The organism is Poseidonibacter lekithochrous, assembly GCF_018861145.1.
Taxonomy (GTDB): Bacteria; Campylobacterota; Campylobacteria; order Campylobacterales; family Arcobacteraceae; genus Poseidonibacter; species Poseidonibacter lekithochrous_A.
The window spans coordinates 1-1949 of sequence record NZ_JAHKQT010000019.1; the positions used below are offsets into that span (position 1 = coordinate 1).

At 43.9% G+C, this 1949-nt stretch carries 2 protein-coding genes; one reads left to right on the plus strand and one right to left on the minus strand.

The features are described 5' to 3' along the window. Nucleotides 1–596: type A chloramphenicol O-acetyltransferase (catA, locus tag KO488_RS07705; protein ID WP_079846806.1), on the minus strand; the 596-nt coding region annotated here is incomplete at its 3' end. Nucleotides 597–756: 160 nt separating this feature from the next. On the opposite strand from catA, the gene KO488_RS07710 reads away from it, so the two are divergent. Further along, nucleotides 757–1920 carry an IS4-like element ISVsa5 family transposase gene (locus KO488_RS07710; RefSeq protein WP_216058223.1) on the plus strand — a complete coding sequence of 388 codons (1164 nt, stop codon included), beginning with the start codon at nt 757–759 and terminating at the stop codon, nt 1918–1920. The last annotated feature ends 29 nt before the right edge of the window (nt 1921–1949 follow it).

The window sequence follows — 1949 nt, forward strand, 5'->3', positions numbered from 1 at the left end:
AAGCCATCACAAACGGCATGATGAACCTGAATCGCCAGCGGCATCAGCACCTTGTCGCCTTGCGTATAATATTTGCCCATGGTGAAAACGGGGGCGAAGAAGTTGTCCATATTGGCCACGTTTAAATCAAAACTGGTGAAACTCACCCAGGGATTGGCTGAGACGAAAAACATATTCTCAATAAACCCTTTAGGGAAATAGGCCAGGTTTTCACCGTAACACGCCACATCTTGCGAATATATGTGTAGAAACTGCCGGAAATCGTCGTGGTATTCACTCCAGAGCGATGAAAACGTTTCAGTTTGCTCATGGAAAACGGTGTAACAAGGGTGAACACTATCCCATATCACCAGCTCACCGTCTTTCATTGCCATACGAAATTCCGGATGAGCATTCATCAGGCGGGCAAGAATGTGAATAAAGGCCGGATAAAACTTGTGCTTATTTTTCTTTACGGTCTTTAAAAAGGCCGTAATATCCAGCTGAACGGTCTGGTTATAGGTACATTGAGCAACTGACTGAAATGCCTCAAAATGTTCTTTACGATGCCATTGGGATATATCAACGGTGGTATATCCAGTGATTTTTTTCTCCATTTTAGCTTCCTTAGCTCCTGAAAATCTCGATAACTCAAAAAATACGCCCGGTACTGATGAATCCCCTAATGATTTTGGTAAAAATCATTAAGTTAAGGTGGATACACATCTTGTCATATGATCAAATGGTTTCGCGAAAAATCAATAATCAGACAACAAGATGTGCGAACTCGATATTTTACACGACTCTCTTTACCAATTCTGCCCCGAATTACACTTAAAACGACTCAACAGCTTAACGTTGGCTTGCCACGCATTACTTGACTGTAAAACTCTCACTCTTACCGAACTTGGCCGTAACCTGCCAACCAAAGCGAGAACAAAACATAACATCAAACGAATCGACCGATTGTTAGGTAATCGTCACCTCCACAAAGAGCGACTCGCTGTATACCGTTGGCATGCTAGCTTTATCTGTTCGGGCAATACGATGCCCATTGTACTTGTTGACTGGTCTGATATTCGTGAGCAAAAACGACTTATGGTATTGCGAGCTTCAGTCGCACTACACGGTCGTTCTGTTACTCTTTATGAGAAAGCGTTCCCGCTTTCAGAGCAATGTTCAAAGAAAGCTCATGACCAATTTCTAGCCGACCTTGCGAGCATTCTACCGAGTAACACCACACCGCTCATTGTCAGTGATGCTGGCTTTAAAGTGCCATGGTATAAATCCGTTGAGAAGCTGGGTTGGTACTGGTTAAGTCGAGTAAGAGGAAAAGTACAATATGCAGACCTAGGAGCGGAAAACTGGAAACCTATCAGCAACTTACATGATATGTCATCTAGTCACTCAAAGACTTTAGGCTATAAGAGGCTGACTAAAAGCAATCCAATCTCATGCCAAATTCTATTGTATAAATCTCGCTCTAAAGGCCGAAAAAATCAGCGCTCGACACGGACTCATTGTCACCACCCGTCACCTAAAATCTACTCAGCGTCGGCAAAGGAGCCATGGGTTCTAGCAACTAACTTACCTGTTGAAATTCGAACACCCAAACAACTTGTTAATATCTATTCGAAGCGAATGCAGATTGAAGAAACCTTCCGAGACTTGAAAAGTCCTGCCTACGGACTAGGCCTACGCCATAGCCGAACGAGCAGCTCAGAGCGTTTTGATATCATGCTGCTAATCGCCCTGATGCTTCAACTAACATGTTGGCTTGCGGGCGTTCATGCTCAGAAACAAGGTTGGGACAAGCACTTCCAGGCTAACACAGTCAGAAATCGAAACGTACTCTCAACAGTTCGCTTAGGCATGGAAGTTTTGCGGCATTCTGGCTACACAATAACAAGGGAAGACTCACTTCACTGTAGTCGCTGCTGAAACCCATACGGTCTCTAATACACATCTGA

Bases quoted from the DNA above. Each gene is read 5' to 3' on its own strand.
- KO488_RS07710 (WP_216058223.1), top strand. From the start codon at position 757: ATGTGCGAACTCGATATTTTACACGACTCTCTTTACCAATTCTGCCCC.